General features: G+C 66.8%; 15 protein-coding genes and 1 riboswitch. Of the genes, 5 read left to right on the top strand and 10 right to left on the bottom strand.

All coding sequences use genetic code 11. The features are described 5' to 3' along the window. Nucleotides 1-35: 35 nt before the first annotated feature. The 3 genes from ACYVGE_RS14030 to ACYVGE_RS14020 all read right to left on the bottom strand — a co-directional run bounded on the left by ACYVGE_RS14030 (nucleotide 36) and on the right by ACYVGE_RS14020 (nucleotide 3801). Nucleotides 36-1145: a HupE/UreJ family protein gene (locus ACYVGE_RS14030; RefSeq protein WP_460730751.1), complete on the bottom strand. Its 1110-nt coding sequence runs from the start codon at nucleotides 1143-1145 to the stop codon at nucleotides 36-38. Next, entirely contained in the window at nucleotides 1145-2308 is a 1164-nt protein-coding gene (locus ACYVGE_RS14025; RefSeq protein ID WP_460730750.1) for a tetratricopeptide repeat protein, read from the bottom strand. Before ACYVGE_RS14025 ends, ACYVGE_RS14030 begins: the two co-directional genes overlap by 1 nt. An 86-nt stretch (nucleotides 2309-2394) precedes the next feature. Next, complete coding sequence (locus ACYVGE_RS14020; protein ID WP_460730749.1) at nucleotides 2395-3801, bottom strand: DUF4331 domain-containing protein; 1407 nt, start codon at nucleotides 3799-3801, stop codon at nucleotides 2395-2397. Between the two features lie 357 nt (nucleotides 3802-4158). Here ACYVGE_RS14020 and ACYVGE_RS14015 point away from each other — a divergent pair, with 357 nt between their 5' ends. Further along, complete coding sequence (locus ACYVGE_RS14015) at nucleotides 4159-4734, top strand: sigma-70 family RNA polymerase sigma factor (protein ID WP_460730748.1); 576 nt, start codon at nucleotides 4159-4161, stop codon at nucleotides 4732-4734. Beyond that, entirely contained in the window at nucleotides 4731-5507 is a 777-nt protein-coding gene (locus ACYVGE_RS14010; protein ID WP_460730747.1) for an anti-sigma factor, read from the top strand. Before ACYVGE_RS14015 ends, ACYVGE_RS14010 begins: the two co-directional genes overlap by 4 nt. 49 nt (nucleotides 5508-5556) lie before the next feature. Here the strand turns inward: ACYVGE_RS14010 and gcvP are convergent, their stop codons facing one another. Both gcvP and ACYVGE_RS14000 read right to left on the bottom strand, forming a co-directional pair. After that, nucleotides 5557-8454: an aminomethyl-transferring glycine dehydrogenase gene (gene gcvP, locus ACYVGE_RS14005; protein WP_460730746.1), complete on the bottom strand. Its 2898-nt coding sequence runs from the start codon at nucleotides 8452-8454 to the stop codon at nucleotides 5557-5559. A 64-nt stretch (nucleotides 8455-8518) separates the two neighbouring features. Continuing rightward, a riboswitch (glycine riboswitch) is annotated at nucleotides 8519-8670 on the bottom strand. A 271-nt stretch (nucleotides 8671-8941) separates the two neighbouring features. Beyond that, nucleotides 8942-9991 (bottom strand): sensor domain-containing diguanylate cyclase, encoded by a 1050-nt coding sequence (locus ACYVGE_RS14000; RefSeq protein WP_460730745.1) that lies wholly within the window; start codon nucleotides 9989-9991, stop codon nucleotides 8942-8944. Between the two features lie 421 nt (nucleotides 9992-10412). Here ACYVGE_RS14000 and ACYVGE_RS13995 point away from each other — a divergent pair, with 421 nt between their 5' ends. Both ACYVGE_RS13995 and ACYVGE_RS13990 read left to right on the top strand, forming a co-directional pair. Beyond that, on the top strand, nucleotides 10413-10856 hold the full coding sequence (locus ACYVGE_RS13995; RefSeq protein ID WP_460730744.1) for a VOC family protein: 444 nt from the start codon (nucleotides 10413-10415) through the stop codon (nucleotides 10854-10856). A gap of 79 nt (nucleotides 10857-10935) precedes the next feature. Next, nucleotides 10936-12192, top strand: a complete 1257-nt coding sequence (locus tag ACYVGE_RS13990; RefSeq protein WP_460730743.1) for a multidrug effflux MFS transporter — start codon at nucleotides 10936-10938, stop codon at nucleotides 12190-12192. A gap of 26 nt (nucleotides 12193-12218) precedes the next feature. On the opposite strand, the gene ACYVGE_RS13985 is transcribed toward ACYVGE_RS13990, so the two are convergent. Then, a complete protein-coding gene (locus tag ACYVGE_RS13985) occupies nucleotides 12219-13325 on the bottom strand; it encodes an aromatic ring-hydroxylating oxygenase subunit alpha (RefSeq protein ID WP_460730742.1) in 1107 nt (368 codons plus the stop codon). Nucleotides 13326-13587: 262 nt separating this feature from the next. Here ACYVGE_RS13985 and ACYVGE_RS13980 point away from each other — a divergent pair, with 262 nt between their 5' ends. Next, nucleotides 13588-14286, top strand: coding sequence for a glutathione binding-like protein (locus ACYVGE_RS13980; RefSeq protein ID WP_460730741.1), 699 nt, complete (start codon nucleotides 13588-13590; stop codon nucleotides 14284-14286). 87 nt (nucleotides 14287-14373) lie between these two features. Here the strand turns inward: ACYVGE_RS13980 and ACYVGE_RS13975 are convergent, their stop codons facing one another. The 4 genes from ACYVGE_RS13975 to minD all read right to left on the bottom strand — a co-directional run bounded on the left by ACYVGE_RS13975 (nucleotide 14374) and on the right by minD (nucleotide 18072). After that, complete coding sequence (locus ACYVGE_RS13975; protein ID WP_460730740.1) at nucleotides 14374-16359, bottom strand: M2 family metallopeptidase; 1986 nt, start codon at nucleotides 16357-16359, stop codon at nucleotides 14374-14376. Nucleotides 16360-16468: 109 nt separating this feature from the next. Then, nucleotides 16469-16951, bottom strand: a complete 483-nt coding sequence (locus ACYVGE_RS13970) for a hypothetical protein (protein ID WP_460730739.1) — start codon at nucleotides 16949-16951, stop codon at nucleotides 16469-16471. Between the two features lie 45 nt (nucleotides 16952-16996). Further along, nucleotides 16997-17260 carry a cell division topological specificity factor MinE gene (gene minE / locus ACYVGE_RS13965; protein ID WP_460730738.1) on the bottom strand — a complete coding sequence of 88 codons (264 nt, stop codon included), beginning with the start codon at nucleotides 17258-17260 and terminating at the stop codon, nucleotides 16997-16999. A gap of 2 nt (nucleotides 17261-17262) precedes the next feature. Continuing rightward, nucleotides 17263-18072 (bottom strand): septum site-determining protein MinD, encoded by an 810-nt coding sequence (gene minD / locus ACYVGE_RS13960; RefSeq protein WP_310053613.1) that lies wholly within the window; start codon nucleotides 18070-18072, stop codon nucleotides 17263-17265. Nucleotides 18073-18122: the final 50 nt, after the last annotated feature.

Below are 18122 nucleotides of genomic sequence, written 5' to 3'. Positions count from 1 at the left end.
AGGCCCCGCATCGCGGGGCCTTTTTTGTCGGGCGCTCAGGTGGGCAGGCGCTGCCAGAGCCAAGTCGCCGCCACCGCACAGATTCCCAGCGAAAGCAGGGGCATGGCAGTGCCGGCATACCAGCGCGCGCGCCGCAGCAGGAACAGGCCTGGCAGCACCGCGCATACGACGACCAGCTGCCCCAGCTCGACACCTGCGTTGAACCCCACCAGCGCGAGCAGGCGCGTGGTGGTGGGCAAGCCCAATTCGCCCAGCGCCCCCGCAAAGCCGAAGCCATGGATCAGGCCGAAGCCGAAGCCGACCAGCCAGGCGCGCCGCGTGATCAGTGGGCGGACGTTGTTGATCGCGGCGAGCAACACGCTGATGGCGATTGCGGGTTCGACCCAGCGCGATGCGGGTGTCACCCAGCCGAGCGCCGCCAGACTCAAGGTGAGCGAGTGCGCCAGCGTGAACGCAGTGACTATCCCCAGCACTTGCGACAGGACGCGACGGAAGCCTTGCGCCGGCAACCATTCGCCATGCTGGCGCAGCAATGCCGCCGGCAACAGCAGTGACAGCAGGAAGGCGAGGTGGTCGTAACCGACCAGGATGTGGTGCAGGCCTTCGCGCAGGAAGTCGGCGAACGGTCGGTCCGGCGCCGCGCCCAGGACTACCGTGCGCGCATCGGCGCGGACGGTGGCGGTGCGCACGCCTGCGCCCTGTCGCAGTGTGACCAGGACGCGATGCTGCGGATCCTGTGCGAACAGCAGGTCGTAGCTCACGCGCATGTCCGATGGCGCAGGACATTGTGCGAGCAGTTGCACCGTGGCGTAGGCGCCATCGTCATAACGGCGCGTGGCGAGTCCGAGTGGATGCAAGGCACACGCGCCGGCCGCGGTCGACATCGTAAGTCCCGAAGCGACCCACTGCTGCAACGGGCGCTGCAATGCGCGGAGTTCGCCCCACGTCACCTGTTCGTCGCGATTGGCGTCGAGCGGGAAGCTGAGGGCGATATCGCGGATCGCCAGGTCCAGCTCGATCCGCGCTTCGCTGCCGGAACGCGCGATGTCCAGGTGCGCGACCGACAAGGTGTGCGCCTGCACGGAACACGCCTGCATGGAGCACGCGACCAGCAACAGCAGCAATGCAAGCCAGTGACGCTGCATCAGCGCGTGACCTCCGGCACCGGTGGCAATGACAGGTGCTGCGCCGCCGCCCAGCTGCGCAGCGGCTGCAGGGCCTCGCTGTGCCGTGCCGCCACGGCCGCGCGCTGCAGCAGCGCCACGTCTTCGTAGTCGCGTTGCGTGCGGAAATTGGCCTGGGCCAGGGCCAGCGCCGCGACGGGGGCATGGCGCGCGACCAGCAGGAACTCGGCTTCGTCGCGCAATTCCACGGGGCTGCCCGCGGCACGCGCGGCCGCGAAGCGTCGTTCCTGTGCGGCCACCAGAGACGACGCTCGACCGGGGGACAGGCGACACGCCGCAAGGGTGCGCTGCAGCTGCAGACCTTCGTGGCCGGTCTGCGCGGCGAGCAGGGATAACACTTCGCGATCGCGGCCCATGTTGCGCAGATAGCGCGCATAGGCGATCAAGGTGCGGACATCGTCCGGCGCGGGTGCCAGCGCGCGCCTGAACCATGTGTCGGCATCGCGACCACCCGCCCGTGCGGCGACTTCGGCACGCATCAGCAGTGCGTAGCGGCGGGTCTCATCCGTAGCGGCGCTGTCCTGCAACCAGTGCTCGAGCGCGCCTGCCGCTGCGGCGTAATCGCCGCGGCGCAAGGACAGCATCCCCACGCACAGCAGGCCGCTGCCCGCGTCGATGCCCAAGGCCAGTGCCGTGCAGTCCGCGCGGGCTGAATCCACATTGCCGAGTACCAGCTGGAGTTGTGCACGCGACAGGTGCGCCGCGGCGTTACGCGGCGAGTGCGCGATCACGGCGTCGAGCAGGGCCACCGCGGCCGCAAAGTCGTGCCGATGCTGCGCGCTGAAGGCGCGGGCCAGCAGCACGTCGGGATCTTTCGTATCTGCTGGCAGCCGCGCGAGCAGAGCATCGGCCCGCGCCGCCAACCGCGCGTCGCCCGTCTGCGCCGCGGTGGTGAGCAACTGCTGGATGCGCAGGATCGAAACCTGCAAGCCCGTAACCGGTGCGACGGCCGATGCCGCGGGAATGGACGATGGCATCAGTCGTGCGTAGCCGTGGGGCAGGCGCTCGAGCACCGCATGCGGATCGTCCGGGACCTGCGATGGCGGACGTTGTGCCCACGCGGCAAAGGCCGCCATCAGACCGGCAATCAGGGGCAGCGTGCGCAACAGCGCAAGGCGAAACATCGTGACTTCCTCCCGGCCATCCGGCAGCACGCAGGGCGTGGTTGCCGGAGGGCCATGCAAGGGCGGGCTACGCCGACACAGCTCGCTCAGTTGCTCGGTGAGCCCGGCAGCGGTGTGTTGAGGTAAGGAAACGTCGCGCGGAAGTCGCTGGCCTTGAGCGCCGCGCCATCGGTGTAGGGCAGTTGCCCCGATGGGGCGTCGGCGGCGGGCAGCAATACGCCCATCGCCACACGTAGTTCGATGTCGACCACATCGTCGCCCGGGCGACGACCATTCGGGAAGCCGGCGGTATCGCCCGCGAGCGCGCCGAGCGTCTTCTGCGAGGCGGCGGCCTTGGGCGCGATCGACGTGTTCAGGCGCATCATTTCCGCCGGCTTCACTGACGCCGGCTGATTGAGACCCGACAAACCGGTCAGGAACGCCGCGACCAGGTCCGCGCGCGGATACTTGGTCGGCGCCTTTACGCCGGGAAACAGCGCCTGGATCAGGATCGGCAGGCTCGGGTTGGTGACGTACTTCGCAAAGGTCGCATCGTTGACTGGCTGCGAGGCGTTGAACCGATCCTTGTCCGGAAGACCGATCACCACTTCGTTCACCAGTGGCGCCGACAGGCGCGACACCTGCCGGTAGTGATCGCCTTCGCGCGTGTAGGCCGCGGTCCAGGCGCCGATGATCGGGTTGCCGGAATGGGTGAGGCACGCGATCGGCAATTCCAGCGCCAGCGTGGTGACGTTGGCATCGTCGAGCAGATTGCGCTCGCCGTCCGGCGCACCGACCGGATTGGTGTTGATCAGGTCGAATACCTCGCCGAGGTTGACCACGAAGCCGTCCTTGCGTTGTCCGGCGAAGACGCGGCCTTCGCCCGCGCATTTGTCCACGCCGATACGCGAGATCTGGCGATCGGCGTACGCAGCGTAGTTGGCGATGGACTTGGTGCCGATGTTGTCGAACGGCTTCTTGAACAGATAGCCGCCGGTTCCGAGATTGCGGGCCACCTCGGTCTGGCCGCCTTCTCGCACGCTGACGACCGAGTAGCGTTCGTCGACGTTGCGATTGGCTTCCTGCGCCGCAGTGGCGCCGAACGGCCCGATGTTGCTCAGCGGCACCGCCACATCGATGCCGTTCACGGGCACGGTGAGGTTCTTGAAGCGGTTGCGGAACTTGAAGAAGTAGGAGATGTCGGGCCGTGCATCGCCATCGTTGTCGATGTGGATGGCGTACAGCGCATGGGGATCCATCAGGAAGTAATTCGGGCCGCCGTAGGGTGCCTGCAGTGGCTGATAGTTGGCGAGGAAGGTGACATAGCCGGCGCGCCCGGTTTCATAGCTGCGAAACAGGTAGAAATCGGTGCCGTCGACCTTCGGGGTCTGGGTGATCAGCGGGGCTTCGCGATGGCTGGAACCAAGCGCGGCGCCGGCCGCGACCGTCAATCCCGCGATGGCGACGGCGAGCAGGCCGCGCTTCGAGAGGGAGTGTTTGACCAAGGGCTTCATGGCGGGGTCCTGGGTAAGTGCAGGCACGAACGGCGCCTGCCTAGCCGAACCGCAGGTGCTTGCGCGTCGCGCTGCCTGCGTTCCTGCGTGCTTACGGGGCAAGCCCGGTGTCCGGATGCATCCGTTCGTCGGGGCGCAGGTCGGAGGCGGAGCCAGGTAAGCGTCCAGCGGTTGGTATCGATGGATACGTCGGTGGACTGCATCCGGATGCGCCATCGACCCGTATAGCGGTTCGTGAGGCATCGTTCGTGGATGTGGCCGCGGCAGCTGCTGGCTGCCGTTAGCCACAGACGGATGGCTCCCTGCGTCCGCGCTTCGTGTGTTGCCGCGCTGCATTCGATATCGCCAGGTGCCCGGATGCCCCATTCATCGCTACCACCCAGTGTCGACTCCAGCGAAGAGCTGGCGGAGTTGCTGGTGGATGTCGCCAGTGGCAGCCGCAGCGCTTTCGAGACGCTGTATCGCGCGACATCGAGCAAGCTGTTCGGTATCTGCCTGCGACTTCTCTCGGATCGCGCGGAGGCCGAGGATGTGCTCCAGGAGGTGTACGCCAGCGTCTGGCACAAGGCCGTGCAGTTCGACGCGGCAAGGGCGAGCGCGATCACGTGGTTGGGAATGATCGCGCGGAACAAGGCGATCGACCGGTTGCGCGCGCTGCCGGGTCCGCAACGGAACGCGCCGATCGAACTGGCCGAAGAAGTGGCCGATCCGCTCGCTTCGCCCTTGCAGCACACCGAGGCAACGACCGAACGCGCGCGGTTGGATCACTGCCTGGAGCAACTCGACGACCGCCGCCGCACGCTGATCCATACAGCGTTCTTCGAAGGCGCCACCTATGAGGAACTGGCGGTACGCAGCGGCTCGCCGCTGGGCTCGATCAAGAGCTGGATCCGCCGTGGCCTGATGCAACTGCGGACGTGCCTTGAACAATGAACATTCGCGACCCTCGATTCGATGAAGGACCCGGGCGCGAACCGCCGGATGCGGACGTGCTCGCAGGCGAATACGTGCTGGGTGTGCTCGATGCGGAGCAGCGACGCCAGGTGCACGCACGGATCACTACCGACGCCGCATTCGCGCGCCTGGTCGCAGGCTGGGAGCAACGGCTGGGTGCATGGCTCGATGGCATCGAGCCGGTGGTCGTGCCCGCGCATCTGTGGCCACGCATCCGCACGCGCCTGGGTTGGTCGCCGGTCGAAGGCGGCAAGCGCGGCATCTGGCAGAGCGTGGGCTTCTGGCGGGGGATGACGGCGTTGGCGGCGGCTGCGGCCGTGGCGGCGGTGTTCTTTGGTCGCCTGCAACCGCCGCGCGCACCACCAGTCGCGCCGCCGGTCACGCCGCCGGTGGCCGTGCAGCCTGCCGAATCGGCGCAACCCGTGACCACGCTGGCGCGTGATGACGGCTCGCCGGGTTGGCTGGCTTCGATCGATACGGCACGCGGCACCGTGCGGATAGTGCCGGTGCCGGCACCTGCCGATGCGCAGGGGCGCGTTCCCGAACTGTGGTTGATTCCGCCCGGCGAGGCGCCGCGTTCGCTGGGCCTGATCTCGGTCGACCGGACACAGCTGGTGATCGTGCCGAAGGCGTTGCTGCGCGCACTGGCGAAGGGCTCCACGCTGGCGATCTCGCTGGAGCCGCCGGGCGGTGCGCCGCAGGGTGTGCCGACCGGGCCGATCATCGCCAAGGGCGGTATCGAGACCATCTAATGAAAAGGCCCCGCGATCGCGGGGCCTTTTCTCTGCAGCCTGAAGCGGCTTACGCCTCGACTTCGTCCTTGTACGCATCCACCGGGATGCACGCGCACATCACGTTCTTGTCGCCGTAGACGTTGTCGACGCGCGCGACCGGCGGCCAGTACTTCTGCAGCCTGAGGGTCGCCAGCGGGAAAGCCGCGAGTTCGCGCGGGTAGGCGTGGGTCCACTCGCTGGCGCTGACCGCGGTCGCGGTGTGCGGCGCGTTCTTCAGCGGGTTGTCCTCGCGGTCGAGCTTGCCTTCCTCGACGGCGCGGATCTCGTCGCGGATCTGGATCATCGCGTCGATGAAGCGGTCGAGTTCGTGCTGCGATTCGGACTCGGTCGGCTCCACCATCAGCGTGCCGGCGACCGGGAAGCTCAGGGTCGGGGCGTGGAAGCCGAAATCGATCAGGCGCTTGGCGACGTCTTCCGCGCTGATGCCGGTGGCATCCTTGAGCGGACGCAGGTCGAGGATGCACTCGTGCGCGACAAGACCATTCCGGCCGGTGTACAGCGTCTCGTAGTGCGGCGCGAGGCGCTTGGCGATGTAGTTGGCGTTGAGCAATGCCACCTGGGTGGCTTTACGCAGGCCGTGCGCGCCCATCATCGTGATGTACATCCAGCTGATCGGCAGGATCGAGGCGGAACCGAAGCTGGCTGCGCTGACCATGCCGACTTCGCCCTTGCCCACGCCCTGCGTGCGCACGCCGTCGCTGCCCAGTGCGCGCGGCAGGAACGGCGCGAGGTGCGACTTCACCGCGCACGGGCCGACGCCGGGACCGCCGCCGCCGTGCGGAATGCAGAAGGTCTTGTGCAGGTTGAGATGCGAGACGTCCGAGCCCCACTTGCCGGGCTTGGCCACGCCGACGAGGGCGTTCATGTTGGCGCCGTCGGTGTACACCTGGCCGCCGTGCTTGTGCACGATCTCGCAGATCTCGACCACGTCTTCCTCGAACACGCCGTGCGTGGAGGGGTAGGTCATCATGATCGCGGCGAGGCGGTCGCTGTACTTCTCCGCGGCGCGGCGGATGTCCTCGACATCGACGTTGCCGTTGGCGTCGCACTTGGTGACGACCACGGTCATGCCGCACATCTGCGCCGAAGCGGGATTGGTGCCGTGCGCGGATTCCGGGATCAGGCAGATGTCGCGCTTGTCGTCGCCGCGCGAGCGGTGGTATGCGCGGATCGCGAGCAGGCCGGCGTATTCGCCCTGCGCACCGGAGTTCGGCTGCAGGCTGACGGCGTCGTAACCGGTGCACTCGACCAGCATGGCTTCCAAGCCGTCGATCAGTTCCTTGTAGCCCAGCGCCTGCTCGGCGGGGGCGAGCGGATGCAGGTTGCCGAATTCCGGCCACGTCACCGGGATCATTTCGGCGGTGGCGTTGAGCTTCATCGTGCACGAGCCGAGCGGGATCATGGTGCGATCCATCGCCAGGTCCTTGTCCGCGAGCGCGCGCATGTAGCGCAGCAGTTCGTGCTCGCTGTGGTGCGTGTTGAAGACCGGGTGGGTGAGGAACGCGGTCGTGCGCCTGAGGCCGGCGGGGATCGCGTCGGCGGTGGCGGCGTCGAGCGCGTCGATATCGGAGGCATCCGCACCGAACAGGGTGGCGAGCCTGGCGACGTCGTCGCGCGTCGTAGTCTCGTCGAGGCTGATCGCGACGCTGCCGCCGTCGATGGCGCGCAGGTTGATCCGCGCGGCCTTCGCCTTGGCATGGATCGCCGCGGCATCGATGCCGGTGACGTGCAGGGTGTCGAAGAAGTCCGGGCCCACGTTGACGCCGGCCTTGCCGAGCGCGGCCGCGAGGATCGCGGCGAGGCGATGCGTGCGCTGCGCGATGCGGGTCAGGCCTTCCGAGCCGTGGTAGACGGCGTACATCGACGCCATCACCGCCAGCAGCACCTGCGCGGTGCAGATGTTGGACGTGGCCTTCTCACGGCGGATGTGCTGCTCGCGCGTCTGCAGAGTGAGGCGGTAGGCCGGCTTGCCTTCGGCATCGACCGACACGCCGATCAGGCGGCCCGGCATCGAGCGCTTGTAGGCGTCGCGGCAGGCCATGAACGCGGCGTGCGGGCCACCGAAGCCGAACGGGACGCCGAAGCGCTGGGTGTTGCCGACCACGATGTCCGCGCCCCACTCGCCGGGAGCGGCGATCAGGGTGAGCGCGAGCAGGTCGGTGGCGACGGCGACCAGGCCGCCGCGCGCATGCACGGCATCGGCGAGCGCCTTGTAGTCGCTGACCTGGCCGAAGGTGTTGGGGTACTGCAGCAGCACGCCGAAGGCGTCGAGGTTCAGCGCTTCGGCGTCGTCGGCGACGACGACTTCAATGCCCAGCGGTTCGGCGCGGGTGCGGATGACCTCGAGCGACTGCGGATGCACGCCAGAGGAGACGAAGAAGGTGTTCGACTTCGACTTGCACGAACGCTTGGCCAGCGTCATCGCTTCGGCGGCGGCGGTGGCTTCGTCGAGCAGCGAGGCGTTGGCGATCTCCATGCCCGTCAGGTCGGCGCACATGGTCTGGAAGTTGATCAGCGCTTCCATGCGGCCCTGCGAGATCTCGGCCTGGTACGGCGTGTAGGCCGTGTACCACGCCGGGTTCTCCAGGATGTTGCGCAGGATGACGTTCGGCGTGTGCGTGCCGTAGTAGCCCTGGCCGATGTAGGACTTGAACACCTGGTTCTTGTCGGCGATCGCACGGATCTTGGCGATGGCCTCGACTTCGGTGATCGGCGCCGGCAGCGCGAGCGGATTGGCTGACTTGATCGAACCGGGAACGATGGCGTCGGTCAGCGCTTCCAGCGAGTCGTGGCCGACGATGCGCAGCATGTGCGCGATCTCGGCGTCGTTGGGGCCGATGTGGCGCTCGAGGAACGCGTCGTGGTGCTCGAGTGCGCGCAGGGAAGCAGGCTTGGTCTGGGACATGGCAGGGGCGTCGTCTGGAGGCCGCGGTCGCGGATGCGGTTGCGGCATGGCGTGCTCGGTGAGAGCGTGCCCCTCTGTCCTTTTGCCTGAGAGTTTGGAAGCGCGCGGGAGGGGGAGGAGATCCCGATCTGCGCTTCTTGCCCCTTCGGCGCCGGTTCTCGCTCATGCCCCCATACCGGGCGGGCGGTGCAAGCCGGTCTCTCCAGAGTTTGTCGCGACACGGAAGTACGTGGGCCTGAGCGATTCCGGGCGGTTGCGCCTTCGGCAGCGGATCAGGCCGGGGCCCGATTGGTCCGCTTCTCCCACCGTGTGCGTGGAGTGCGAATTATACCGGTTGGAAGCATGCCGTCGGCGCTGCTGTGCCGACCCGGAGAAGGCGGATTTGGAGGGCGGAATCGGGCTCGGAGCCGTCCTCGTTCAGATTCGCGGCCGGCATTGGGGAGCAGCCATGGCGGCGACGCGGCGTCGGAAGGGGCGGGTTCGGCCGCTACGCGGACGTGGACGTCGGGAAGCAGTGATCGTCGGGGCGGACCAGGTCGCTTGCCGCATACACGCGGTTGCGTCCCGCCGCCTTCGCCGCATACAGCGCCTGGTCGGCGCGCTTCAGTACCGCTTCGACGCGATGGGCGCCCTGCATGCACGCCACGCCGACGCTCACCTTCGGCGTGATCTCATCCTCCCACTCGCCCACCAGCCGGATGGCGTCGATGCGCGCGCGCAGGCGTTCGGCGACGGTCACCGCGCCTTCGCTACTGGTGTTGGGCAACACCACGCCGAATTCCTCGCCGCCCAAGCGGCCCAGCACGTCGCTGTCGCGCAGTTCGCGGCGGCAGGCATCGGCGACCGCCTTCAGGACCTTGTCGCCGACATCGTGTCCGTGGCTGTCGTTGATGCGCTTGAAGTGGTCGATGTCGAGCATCAGCACCGACAGCGGATGGCCGTAGCGATTGGCGCGCGAGAACTCCTGCCGCGCGGTTTCCAGCAGGCTGCGGCGGTTGCGCACCCCGGTGAGTTCGTCGGTGGTGGCCTGGCGCGCGAGTTCTTCCTTCAACCGGTAGAACTTGGTGAAGTCGGTAGCGATGCCGAGCAGGGAAACGATCTCGCCCCCGCTGTCGCGCTGCGGGATCTGCACGACCCAGAAGTGGCGGATCTCGCCATCGGCGGATGCGGAGATCTGTTCGCCCGACTGGGTCTCGCCGGTCGCGAACACGCGGTCGTCGAGCACGCGCCAGTCCGCGGCGATGTCGGCGGAAACCAGTTCCTCGTCGGTGCGGCCGATCAGCTCATGCGGCGCGCGGCCCGCGACCGCGGCCATCTTTGCGTTGGCATAGGTGTAACGGCGCTGGCGGTCCTTGGTGTAGATGCAGGCATCGACGTTTTCCAGCACCGATTCCAGCAGCGCGTTCTTCTCCAGCAGCTCTGATTCGAGGCGCTTGAAGTGGCTGGTGTCGCCGGCGATGCCGGCAGGATCGGCGATGCCCGTGCGCCCGCCGCGAGCGGTCGGGTTCAAGGCCGGGCGCGGCTCGTTGTCGTTCACGGCCGGCTCCTCCCTGGGCTCCACGTGGCGGTCGCCGATTCCGCGGCGACCTTCCAGGCGTGCCGTGCGCGACCGTAAACCTGCCCGCCCGTACCTGGCGACGCCGGGTACGTACAACCGATCCATCGCGGTGCGCGGACGCGCGGTTTCGCGATGAGCCGGTGCTTCTGCGTGGGCAGGTTTCGGGACACGTGAGCAAGGTACCCGCAGGGGTGAAGAGCTTCCACCACGACGACGACCCGTTCCGTGACGGGCGTGGCACATGGTCCGGGCGCTGGCGCCGGTTTTCGACGAGTGGCTGGGCGTCGTTCACGGATGTGACCAAATTCGTCAGCCCGCACTCCCGGGGCACATGCATTCCGGCACGGGATCGCGTGCCGGTGGTGCTTGCTATGCTGGCCCGCCCACGCCATTGAATTTCATGACTACGCGACCGCCCTTCGCGCTCCAGCAGATCGACCACGTCGTGCTGCGTGTCCGCGATGAAGCGGCGATGGTGGCCTTCTACTGCGACGTGCTCGGTTGCACCGTGGAGCGGCGCCAGGATGCGATCGGCCTGGTCCAGCTGCGCGCGGGACGATCGCTGATCGACCTGGTGCCGGTGGCGGGCAAGCTTGGCGCCATGGGCGGTGCGGCACCGGGTGTCGAGGGCCGGAATATGGATCACCTGTGCCTGCGCGCCGAACCCTTCGACGTCGAAGCGATCGTGGCGCACCTGCAGGCGCACGGCGTGCGCATCGGCGACTTCGGGTCGCGCTATGGCGCCGAAGGGGAAGGACCTTCGCAATACCTGTTCGATCCGGAAGGCAACCTGGTCGAACTGAAGGGCGCCCCGGCCCGCGGTTTGAATGAATCAACGGCATGAACGATGCCGCGCCGGCGGCCGACAAAGGCAAACAACAGCCGCATGGCCGCTATCACGTAAGCCCAATCCCCAGCGATCGATGACCGACAGCACTCCGCGCAGCAACCTTTCCTTTCCACGCCTCGCCCTGATCCTGGGCGGCCTGGCGATGTTCGGGCCGTTCTCGATCGACACGATCTTCCCCGCGTTCCCGGCCATCGGTGCGCAACTCGATGCGGACAAGGTCGCCATCCAGCAGACGATCAGTGCCTATCTCGTCGCCTATGCGCTGATGAGCCTGGTGCACGGGCCCTTGTCGGATGCGATCGGGCGCAAGCGCGTCATCCTCGGCGGGCTGGTCGTCTTCACCTTCGCTTCGATCGGCTGCGCGCTGTCGCGCGACCTGACGACCCTGCTGGCGTTTCGTGCGCTGCAGGGCCTGTCGTCGGGCGTCGGCCTGATCGTGGGGCGCGCGGTGATCCGCGACGTCCTGCACGGCGAAGCCGCGCAACGGCTGATGAGCCAGGTGTCGATGATCTTCGGCATCGCCCCCGCGATCGCGCCGATCATCGGCGGCTGGATCCTCGGCTGGAGCGCATGGCCGGTGATCTTCTGGTTCCTCGCCGCGTTCTCGGTCGTGTTGCTGGTGGTGACCTGGCTGGGACTGCCGGAAACCCATTTGAAGGAGGCGCGCCTGTCCTTGCGCGCCGGTCCGTTGCTGCGCGACTACGTGTCGATCTTCGCCAATCCGCGCTTCCAGCGGTTGGCGGCGGCGAGTGCGTTCAACTTCGCCGCGTTGTGGCTGTTCATTTCCTCCGCGCCGGCGTTCGTCGTCGACCACCTCAAGCTGGGCGAAGGCCAGTTCGGCTGGTTCTTCGTGCCGATGATCGGCGGCATGGTGACGGGGTCGTTCGTCTCCGGGCGCACGGCGGGCAAGGTCAGCGGCGAGAAGCTGGTGCGGATCGGTTTCATCGCCAGCGCCATCGCGATGCTGCTCAACTTCGCCTACACGCTGCTGGTCGACACGCCGACCGTGCCATGGGCCGTGATCCCGATCTCGCTCAATGCCTTCGGCATCGCCCTGGTGTTCCCGATCGTGACGCTGGCGATCCTCGACATGTATCCGCGCCAGCGTGGCTCGGCCTCGTCGCTGCAGGCGTTTACCAGCCTGGTGCTCAATGCCCTGATCGCGGGCGTGCTGTCACCGCTGATCAGCGCACACGTGCTGTGGATGGTGGTCGCCGCAACCGTGTTCCTGTCGCTGGCATTCGGGTTCTGGACGTGGGAGCGGCGCGTGTCCAAACCGATGGTCACGTCCACCGGCGAAGCCGAAACCATGCCGGGCGAAACCCTGTAACCAGGCGGTCCCGCTGGCGAGAACGCTCAGCGGGAAGCTGCTTCGGCGAGCCCTGCGTTCCGGTAGGTGCTGCGCAGCAGCTCGTGGAAGTGATGCACGGCGTTTTCGCGCAGCGGATTCAAGCGTCCGGGTTCATACGAACCGGAAGCCAGTCCGCGCTGCACGTCCTCGCAGATGGTCAGGTCCTCGAACTGCACTTCATCGCTGAAGCGGACGTCGGCGAGGCGCCGCGCCGAGGCTTCCTCGGACTCGTCCATCGCGTAGTAGAAGTCGAATTCCACCCGGCAACGATCCACGCCCTTGGGAATGATGCGGTTGGTCTGCATGCGCCCGGGAACGATGTTGAGCATCGTGTTAGGCCACATCCAGTAGTACAGGGCGTCGCCGCTGCCGTAGAGGTCGTCGCTGCTTTCCAGCGGGCTCCATTGCAGCGAGTACCAGTCGTGCGTCTCGGTGATGTAGTTGCGGTAGTCGAGCAGCTTGTTCAGGCCCGGATGCACATGTGGGACGTGGTAGCCCTCGAGGTAGTTGTCGACGTAGATCTTCCAGTTGCACCCCACGTCGTAACCGACGCGGCGATGATGTCCATAGCGTTCGAGGTGGCGGTCGGGTCCCAGGCGCGCGTCGATGTCCTTCACGAAGGTGTCGAAGGCCGGGGCATGGGCCTCGTCGACGGCCGCGAACACCAGGCCCTGCCACACCCGGACCGCCAGTTGCGGCAGCTTGATGTCGCCGACATCGAACTCGGCCGCCGTACCCATTTCCGGAGCGGAGCGCAGCGTGCCTTCAAGCGTGTAGGTCCAGCCGTGGTAACGGCAGCGCAGCGATTTCGCCGCCAGGCCGTCGCACTGCGCGAGTGGACCGGCGCGGTGGCGGCAGACGTTGTGGAAGACCCGGATCTGCCCATCGGCGCCGCGCACCGTGATCACCGGCAGGCCGGCAAAATCGCTGACCACGTGATCGCCCGCGTTCTGCAGCTGGCACACGTGCGCCAGCAGCTGCCAGCCCCGGTCGAAGATGAGCTGGCGGTCGATCGCGACCATCGCGGGGTCGGCGTAGTAGCGGGCGTGCAACGCACGGGCGCGGTCGAGCGGCTGCGGTGCGAGGTCGTGGGTGGCGTCGGATCGGTTCATCCGCGGAGTATCGCTCTTTTCATCCGGGCTGCCATCGGCTGGCAATGCCGCAAATCGCACTCGACAGACGCAACTGGTTCCCGCAAAGGACCGGGATCTGGTTCCCACGCGCGGCGGTCGAAAACCCATCCTGTGCACCTGCGGATCACCGTGTGGCGCACGCCGGCATTTCCGCAACACAGTGGGCCGAGTATGCGCTTGCGCAAGGCAACCCGCGTCGCAATAGATATCTAGCAACCCGTTATCGCCGGAGCCGCGACAGATGATCGACCTGTACTACTGGGGCACGCCCAACGGCCTCAAGCTCAAGCTGTTCATGGAAGAGAGCGGCCTGCCGCACCGGATCATCCCGGTGGACATCGGCGCGGGCCAGCAGTTCGCGGCCGACTATCTGCGTATCTCGCCCAACAACAAGATCCCCGCGCTGGTGGACCACGATCCGGCTGGAGGCGGGGCGCCGGTTGCGCTGTTCGAATCCGGCGCGATGCTGCTCTATCTCGCCGAGAAGTGCGGCCGCTTCCTTCCGGCCGACATCCGTGGCCGTGCCGAGGTGCTGCAGTGGCTGTTCTGGCAGGTCGGTGGATTGGGACCCATGGCGGGACAGAACGGTCACTTCGTCGTGCATGCACCGGAGAAGGTGCCGTATGCGATCGGGCGCTACGTGAAGGAAACCAACCGCCTTTACGGTGTGCTGGACAAGCGCCTGGCCGACCGTGAATTCATCGCCGGCGATTACTCGATCGCCGACATGGCCAGTTACCCATGGATCGTCCCGCATGAGCCACACGGCCAGGACCTCGATGAATTCCCCAACCTCCGGCGCTGGTTCGAGACGATCCGGGCGCGGCCGGCCACGATGCGCGCCTACCAGGGCGTAGCGCCCGCGTATGCGGGGCGCAACAACATCACCGAGGCCGAACGTCGCGTCCTGTTCGGGCAGACGGCCGCCAGCGTGCGGTGATGGCACGGACGGGACTCCGCAGGCAAGAACAGCGCAGACAAAAAAGGGCCGGCGATTGCCGGCCCTTCCTTTTTGCGGTGTTGCCTGTCAGCCGGCCGCTTTCTTTTCCGCCGGGGCCGACGCCGCGCTCGCGGCTTCCGCATTCCAGCCGCAGGTCTTGCCTTCGTTCTGCTGCTTCAGCCACGCCTGCAGCGGGGAGAAGTATTCGAGCACGGCGGAGGCGTCCATCTTCTCGCTGCCGGTGAGTTCCTTCAGCGTCTGCTGCCACGGCTGGCTCGCGCCCTTGCTCAGCATCGCCTGGTACTTCGCGCCGGCGGCCTTGTTGCCGTAGAAGCTGCATTCGTGCAGCGGACCCTTGTAGCCCGAGGCATCGCACAGCGCCTTGTAGAACTGGAACTGCAGGATGTGCGAAAGGAAGTAGCGCGTGTACGGCGTGTTGCCCGGCACGTGGTACTTGGCGCCCGCGTCGAAGAAGTCTTCGCCGCGCGCGGTGACCGGGGCGACGCCCTGGTACTTGGCCTTCAGGTCCCACCAGGCCTTGTTGTAGTTGTCCGGCTTGATCGAGCCATCGAACACGCCCCAGCGCCAGCGATCGATCATCAGGCCGAACGGCAGGAACGACACCTTCGCCAGCGCCATGCGCATCTGCGCATTGATCACCGCCTCGTTGCTCGGCGTCTGCGCGCCGACCAGTCCGATCGACTGCAGGTAGGCCGGGGTCATCGACAGCACGATGGTGTCGCCGATCGCCTCGTGGAAGCCGTCGTGCGCGCCCTGCTGGAACATCGGCGGCTGGTCGTTGTACGCGAGGTAGTAATAGACGTGGCCGAGTTCGTGGTAGATGGTGGTGAAGTCTTCCTCGTTCGGCTTGATGCACATCTTGGTGCGCACGTCGCCGGCCATGTTGATGTCCCACGCACTGGCGTGGCAGACCACGTCGCGGTCGCGCGGCTTGATGAACTGCGTCTTGGTCCAATAGCTCTCCGGCAGCTTGGGCATGCCGAGCGAGGTATAGAAGTCCTGCGCGCGCTCCGCCATCGCCTTGGCCTCGTACAGGTCGGCGGCCTGGGCGATGTCGTTGCGTTCCACGTAGTTGGCGTCGTGGTCGAGGTCGCGCAGCAGCTCGGCTTCCTTGGTGTCACGCGCTTTCTTCAACGCGGACGTGATGTCGAGGTTGCCGGCCTGTTCGTCGCTGTAGGGCTTCAGGATCGGCCAGAGGTTGCCCCAATCCTGCTGCCACATGTTGCCGGTCAGGTGCGCCGGCAGCATGCCGCCGGCCACGTGGCCCTTGTCGCCGTACTTCTTCTCCAGCTGCGTGCGGGTGTAGCAGTGCAGCTGTTCGTACAGCGGCTTGACCTGCAGCCACAGGCGATCGGTCTCGGCGGAGATTTCCGCCGGCGTCATGTCGTAGCCGGAGCGCCACAGTTCGCCGGTGTCGGCGAAACCCATGTCCTTGGCGCCGGTGTTCACCAGCTCGACGAAGCGGGTGTAGTCCTTGCGCATCGGCTGCGCGATGGTGTGCCAGCCCTGCCAGGCGTCGAGCTGTTCCTCGTACGAGGAGGACGGGTCGCGCAGCACGTCCTCGAGGTCGCCGAGCTGGCGGCACTTGCGCGCGCTGCCTTCACCCTTGCAGTACTCGCCCGAGCCGTACATGCCTTCCAGCCTGGTGGCGATGCCGGTGAGTTCCTCCAGCTGCTTCGGATCCTTCGGCGGCGGCATGGCCACCGACAGCTTCAGCAGCTTGATCGCACGCGCGCTCTGGGGCGACATCTTCTGGCCCTCGAACTTGCGCGATTCGTCGATCCACTTGTTGAGCTGGGTCAGGAAGCGTTCGTTGGCCTTCGCGGTCAGTGCTTCGGTGTCGCCGTTGATGTAGGTCGACGATACCCACTGCGCCGCATTGAGCTCGGGATAGATCTTGCGCATTTCATCGTTGACGCGCGCGACGAACTGGTCGGCGGTCTCGCCCTCCGGTGCCTTCACCGCTTCCGCGGGGGCCTGTTCCTTCTTGCAGGCCGACAAGGTGAAGCCCGCGGCTATGGCGAGCGCGAGCAGGGCATGACGATGGTTCACGGTGGATCCTCTGCGGGCGCCCGGGCGGGCGCGAGAAACGCGAGGCTAGTGTGGGCGGGCGGGGGGCTGCAAGTGATGCCCGTCGCGGCCCCGCGATCGGCAAAGCCGATCAGGCCGCGGCCGGGACCAGGCGGCCGTGTGGAGCGTCGATCAGCCCGTGCGCGAGCAGCCACTGCCAAGCGGCCTCGGCATCGTGTTCGAAGTAGGCACGGGCGGAGCCCAGGCGGAAGGTGTAACCCCATTCGTCCATGTCGGCGAGGACGCGGTCGCGGCCTACGCCCGCAAGCTCGTCGCCGAGGAGCGCCTGCAGCACGCAGACGGCGTCTTCTTCCTCGACCGAATCGGTGGCATCGGTGTGGACCAGGGCCCGGCGCTCGGGGGGCAGCACGATCAGGTGGGCGGCCTCGTGCAGCAGCGAATGCACGGGCGTGTCGCCGCGCGCATGCACGGTCGTGCCGATCAGGCCGGCTTCGCTCTCGCCCCAGTAGCTGCCCGGAATCGCGTCGCCGTCAGGCACGAGCTGCAGTTGCAGGCCGTACCGGGCGAGGAGGGCGGTGATGTCGGAAACGGCGATGTCGGCGAGGGTGAGCATGCGGACGTAGCCGGCTCCCCTGCGGCGTGCGCAGGGGAGTGGTGGTCAGGCGTGGGCCGGGTTTTCCGGGAGTGCGACGGAGATGTCGAGCACCTTGTTGTCGCCTTCGCCGATCAGGTCGACCTTTACCGCCTCGTCTTCGACCTTGACGTACTTGCGGATCACTTCCAGCAGTTCGCGCTGCAGCATCGGCAGGTAGTCGGGGCTGCTGCCGCGGCCGCTGCGCTCGTGCGCGACGATGATGCGCAGGCGGTCCTTGGCGATCGAGGCGGTGGGCTTCTTGGTGATGAGGAAATCGAACAGGCCCATGGTCAGCCTCCGAACATCTTGCTGAAGAACCCCTTCTTCTCGACCTGCGTGAAGCGCATCGGGCGGTCCTCGCCCAGCAGTCGCGAAACCGCATCGTCGTAGGCCTGGGCCGCATCGGATTCGGTTTCAAGGATGACGGGCTCGCCCTTGTTCGAGGCGTTGAGCACGTCGCCGGATTCGGGGATGACGCCGATCGTCTTGAGGCCGAGGATCTCCTCGACGTCGCCGACGCTGAGCATCTCCCCGGTTTCCACGCGCTTGGGGCTGTAGCGGGTGAGGAGCAGGTGCTCCTTGACGCGCTCGCCGTTCTCGGCGCGCTTGGTCTTGGAGGCCAGCAGGCCGAGGATGCGGTCGGAGTCGCGGACCGAGGACACCTCCGGATTCACCACCACGATCGCCTGGTCGGCGAAGTACATGGCGAGGAAGGCGCCCTTCTCGATGCCGGCGGGCGAGTCGCACACGATGTAGTCGAAACCCTCGTCGGACAGGTCCTTCAGCACCTTCTCCACGCCTTCCGTCGTCAGCGCGTCCTTGTCGCGCGTCTGCGAGGCGGCGAGCACGAAGAGGTTGTCGAAGCGCTTGTCCTTGATCAGCGCCTGCTTGAGGCCGGCTTCGCCGCTGATGACATTGACGAAGTCGTACACCACGCGGCGTTCGCAACCCATGATCAGGTCGAGGTTGCGCAGGCCGACGTCGAAGTCGATGACGGCGACCTTGTGGCCGCGGCGGGCGAGACCGCAGGCAACGCTGGCGCTGGATGTGGTTTTCCCCACGCCGCCCTTGCCCGAGGTGACAACGATGATTTCTGCCAAGTTTTCTCTCCCATGTCCTGTTCGACGGCGGGGTGCGCCGTTCTTCTTGT

This window comes from Lysobacter rhizosphaerae (assembly GCF_054779795.1).
The sequence above is the reverse complement of the archived record's forward strand: the minus strand, read 5'-3'. Positions and strand labels throughout refer to the sequence as shown.